The sequence below is a fragment of the Martelella sp. genome (assembly GCF_984369615.1).
This window is the reverse complement of record NZ_CFHTCS010000329.1, coordinates 1-4,798: the sequence shown is the minus strand read 5'-3', so window position 1 is coordinate 4,798 and position 4,798 is coordinate 1. Positions and strand designations below refer to the sequence as shown.

Genomic DNA, 4,798 nt, shown 5'->3' with positions numbered 1-4,798 from the left:
CCACCACCAGCGCGCGGGCAATGCAGAGCCGCTGGCGCTGGCCGCCGGAAAATTCGTGCGGAAAACGGTCGAAGGCCTGTTCCGGCAGACCGACCAGCGCAAGCATTTCGCGGGCGCGTTCAGCCGCTTGCTTCCGGGTCGCGCCGTGGATCAGCGCGCCCTCGGCGACGCTCCAACCGGCCTTCTGGCGCGGGTTGAGCGCGCTGAACGGGTCCTGCTGCACGAGCTGGATGCGTTTGCGCATGGCCCGCGTCATGCCGGCCGCGGCGATATCCGTGCCATCGAGAAGCACCGTCCCGCCGGAGAGCGGCTCGAGCTGGAGGATGCCGCGCACGAGCGAGGATTTGCCCGATCCGCTCTGGCCGACAAGGCCATGGGTCTCGCCGCGCTTCAGGGTGAGCGATACGCCGCGCACGGCCTCGATGGCGCGGTTGCCGAAAACGCCGTCGCGCTGATGATAGGTAATGGCGATATCGCGTGCTTCCAGCACCACAGGTGCCGCCCGCTCGGGCGACGCATTCGCGCCGGGACGCGGCAGGCTTTCGAGCAGACGGATCGTATAGGGGTGCCGTGGCGCCTCGAAGATGGCGTCGCGGCTGCCGGCTTCGACGATCTCGCCCTCGCGCATCACCATCACCCGGTCGGCGATATCGGCGACGACGGAAAGATCGTGGGTGATGAACAGAAGGCCGGCTCCGAATTCATGCTGCAGCTCGCGGATCAGCGCCAGGATTTCCGCCTGCGTGGTCACGTCGAGCGCGGTCGTCGGCTCGTCGGCGATCAGGAGCGCCGGCTTCAGCGCCAGCGCCATGGCGATCGCGATCCGCTGGGCCTGACCGCCGGAAAGCTGGTGCGGATAGGATTTGTGGATGCGCTCGGGATCGGCAAGTCGCACGGCCGTGATCATCTCCAGGGCGCGGGCCCGGCGCGCCCGCGCCGGGCGCAAGCCATGGACCTGCAGCAGTTCCTCGATCTGCTTTCCGACCGTCATCACCGGATCGAGCGTGGCGGCCGGCTCCTGGAAGATCAGGCCGATCCGGTCGCCCCTGATGCGACGCATGGCGGCAGAATCGCCCACCGGCAGCGGGGCGCCTTCGAATACGATCTCGCCTTCGGTCTTCTTCAGCCCGCGCGGCAGCATGTCGAGCAGGGCCTGGGCGGTGATCGACTTGCCCGAGCCGCTTTCGCCAACGAGGCAGACGCACTCGCCCCGCCGGATCGAAAGATCGAGGCCACGGACCGCGTGGTCGCGGTCCGCTCCCTCCGGCAGCGCTATCGTCAGGCCGCGAATGTCGAGCAGGTCGGTCTGACGGTCAGCCACCGGCGTTTCCTAGGGTTCGATCGTCAGGAAGTCGCTGGTGAAGATCGTCAGCTGCGAGCTGCCCGGGTCCCACTCATACTTGTCGCTCATGGCGAAGGTCTGGACATTGCGCCAGAGATACATGCCCGGCGTCACGTCTTCCCAGTCCTTCACCAGATCGAGATAGGCGGCATTCTTCTCCTCGAAGGTCTGCGCCCGCTCGAACCGCTCGCCATCCTCCAGGAAAGCCTCGGTCGGCGTCCAGGTGCGGTGAGCGGCGGTGACGCGGCTCGACGACGGGCCCCAGTCCAGCCACAGCGGGCGGTAGGGGTCGCCGGTGAACTCGGACGACATCGACATGTTGAGCATGTGGAACGGCCGCTGATAGGCGAGCGAGAAATTGTCGACGATGTTGAGTTCGACATTGATGCCCATGTCGCGCCACATCTCGACCATGTATTCGGCCGCCGCCTCATAGTTTGGGTAGAAGCCGCGCACGATGTTCCAGGTCAGCGTCTCGCCGTCGTAGTCGCTCTCGGCCAGGAATTCGGCCGCGCGTTCCGGATCATAGCTGTAGGTCGCCTTGCGGTCGGGATCGAAATAGGGGCCGTATTCCGGAAAGTTGAACGGCGTCGGCGTGAAGGTCATGCCGTTCCACAGCGCCTCGGTAATGGCGTCGCGATCGATCGCCATCACCATCGCCTTGCGCAGGTTGGCGTCCACCAGCGGATTGTCGTCCATGCCCTCGATGGTGAGCGTGTTGAAGGCGAACATCGGATAATTGCCGATCTGGTCGACGATCAGGTGAATGCCGTCGGTCGCCTCGACCGCCTCCAGCTGGTCGATCGGAACGCTCATGATCAGGTCGTAGTCACCCGAGACGAGGCCGGCATAGCGCGTCGAGAACTCGGGCACGATCTTCCAGGTCACGCTCTTCAGCGGCGGCGCGCCGTCCCAGTAGTCGTCATAGGCGACGGCCACGGCATGGTCGGAGGGATCGAAATCGGTGATCATGTAGGGCCCGGTTCCGATCGGCTTCTGGCCGAAGGCCTCGGTGCCGACGCTTTCATAATAGTCCTTCGGCAGAACATAACCGATCGGCGTCGTCAGGCGGTTGATGAAGGTGGCATCCGGAAAGGCGGTCTCAAGGTCCACGGTGTAGTCATCGACGACGGTGACGCCGACAAGCCCGCGGGCATAGTTCTTGCCGCGCGGCGCCAGCGGCTTTTCGCCCCACAGGCGCTCCTCGGACAGCGAGAAGGCGACGTCCTCGGCGGTCATCGGATCGCCGTTCTGGAACGTCACCCCTTCGCGCAGGTGCAGCCGCCAGGTGGTCGGCGTCACCTGTTCCCAGCTCGTGGCGAGCCCGGGAATGATGGTGTTGCCTTCAGGGTCCTCGAAATAGTTCCGCTTCACCAGCGTGTCGAAGACATTGCCGTAGACACGGCCGCCGGTGGTCGAAAGGCCGATCACCGGGTCGAGCGTCGACCAGAGATTGTCGACCGCAAAGGCGAAGTCCGGGCGGGTGTCCTCCTGCGCGAAGGCCGGGGCCGTGGCCAGCGGCGATACGCCTGCGCCCAGCGCAAGCATGGCGGTCGTCAGTAGCGTTCTGCGTTTCAACATGATGTGCGATCCCTCTGAAATTCGTTTCTTCCGGCGCGCCGGCGGCCCGCCATTTTGCTGACGATGCTGTCGCGATGCTTCAGGCGGTCTGCCGCCCCCGGCGCATCGCCGCCGGCTGAAATGTGTAGTCGCGCTCATTGGCGAGCGACGGGATGGATCGGCGGACCGCTTCAACCTTCGAAAGATCGAGATCGACGACCGCAAGCCCTATGCGCTTGCCCATGTCTTCCACGACCGTGCCCCACGGATCGACGATCATCGATTGTCCCCAGGTCTCGCGCCCGTCATCGTGATGACCGCACTGGGCCGCCGCCACGACATAAGCGCCGTTCTCAATGGCGCGGGCGCGCAGCAGCGTCGGCCAGTGCGCCTCGCCCGTCGACATTGCGAAAGCGGACGGGATGAACAGGACTTTTGCGCCGGCATGGGCATAATCGCGGTAGAGATGCGGGAAGCGCACATCGTAGCAGACCGACATGCCGAACGGGCCCCACGGCGTTTCGGCAAGCACCGCTTCTCCGCCCGGCGCATAGCGGTCGGATTCGCGGCGCGAGACCTCGCCCGGCAGGTCGACGTCGAACAGATGGATCTTGTCGTAGCGCGCAACGATCGCGCCGCTGCCGTCGATCAGGTGGCTGGTGTTGGAAAACCGGCCGCCATCCGCGCCGGCAAGCGGCGTCGAGCCGGTGTGGATCCACAGCCCGTATTTCGCCGCAAGCTCCCGGCAGGCGGCAATGAACGGATCCCGCGCCTCGTCGGTGACGGAAAGGCGGGCGGAAGCGACATCCTTGTTGACCATGCCGGACGCCTCCGGAAGCGCCAGAAGTTCCGCGCCCGCCGCATGGGCCTCGGCGGCAAGACCGGTGACAATCTCGACATTGCACGCATGGGTGTTCGAAGCGCACATCTGCGCCATCGCCAGCCGGAGTTTCGCGCGGTCGCCCGTTGTCGCTGTGGTCATCCTCGGTCCCTCCGGCCGGTTTGCCATGCCTTCGAAAGCGGCAGAGCTGAAAAATACATCAACGACAGGCTAAGGTGAGAAATTCGACAAAAAAAGTACAAAATTTCCGCTTCCCGTCTATAAATCTAACATATTCTTGCATGAACCGGGAGACCGACATGGCCCAGGATCGCTTGCCGCCACTGAGGGCGCTGAAAACGCTGGAAGCCTTCCACCAGAGCGGATCGGTGACCGCGACGGCGCGGGCGCTGAACGTCTCGCACTCCGCCATCAGCCACCAGCTGAAGCAGATCGAGGACTGGGCGGGCATTCGCCTGATGCGGCGCGACGGACGGCAGACGGCGCTGACGGAAGCCGGCGACAGTCTGGCCCAGGTCATCAACGAGAGCTTCGGCGCCATCCGGCACGAGATCGACCGGCTGACGATGCGCGAGAAACTGCCGGTCTCGGTCGCCGCGCTGCGTTTTGTCATCCCCAACTGGCTGCTGCCCGAAATAGATGCCTTCATGGCGGAGCATCCGGACGTTTCCGTTTACGTTCAGGAACATATATCGGACCAGCCGGTCAGCCCGGAGCCCGATCTTCTGATCGGCTTCTCGCTTGACGGCCAGATTCCGCCGGGAGCCGAGCCGATCATTCCTGGAGCGGCAATCCCGGTCTGCGCGCCGTCCTATCAGGCCCGACATGCGATCAGAGACGAAGCCGACCTCGCCCGCGCCACGCTGCTGCACGATGAGGATATGCGGATGTGGCGCACATGGTTTGCGGCTGCAGGGCTGGCGCCGCAATACGAAGGCGAGACGCGACGCCTCTTCTTTTCCGGCTCCGCCCTTATCTGCGATGCCGCGCGACAGGGGCTCGGCGTCGCGCTGTGCCGGGAGGCGCTGATCGAACCCTATCTCGAGCAGGGCGAA

4 protein-coding genes are annotated in these 4,798 nt (G+C 64.9%); 1 reads left to right on the top strand and 3 read right to left on the bottom strand.

From position 1 onward, the window contains the following. The 3 genes from AC5DC2_RS19475 to AC5DC2_RS19465 all read right to left on the bottom strand — a co-directional run. Positions 1-1,321, bottom strand: a 1,321-nt coding sequence (locus AC5DC2_RS19475) for an ATP-binding cassette domain-containing protein (RefSeq protein WP_491699667.1), incomplete at its 3' end; no start/stop codon positions are given. Between the two features lie 9 nt (positions 1,322-1,330). After that, positions 1,331-2,923, bottom strand: coding sequence for an ABC transporter substrate-binding protein (locus AC5DC2_RS19470; protein WP_491699666.1), 1,593 nt, complete (start codon positions 2,921-2,923; stop codon positions 1,331-1,333). 79 nt (positions 2,924-3,002) lie between these two features. Then, complete coding sequence (locus tag AC5DC2_RS19465) at positions 3,003-3,884, bottom strand: carbon-nitrogen hydrolase family protein (protein ID WP_491699665.1); 882 nt, start codon at positions 3,882-3,884, stop codon at positions 3,003-3,005. 158 nt (positions 3,885-4,042) lie between these two features. Here AC5DC2_RS19465 and AC5DC2_RS19460 point away from each other — a divergent pair. Further along, positions 4,043-4,798 (top strand): LysR family transcriptional regulator (locus AC5DC2_RS19460; protein WP_491699664.1); only part of this gene is annotated, 756 nt, incomplete at its 3' end.

Coding starts and splice junctions, on each gene's coding strand:
- AC5DC2_RS19470 (WP_491699666.1), bottom strand. CDS start 2,923: ATGTTGAAACGCAGAACGCTACTGACGACCGCCATGCTTGCGCTGGGC.
- AC5DC2_RS19465 (WP_491699665.1), bottom strand. CDS start 3,884: ATGACCACAGCGACAACGGGCGACCGCGCGAAACTCCGGCTGGCGATG.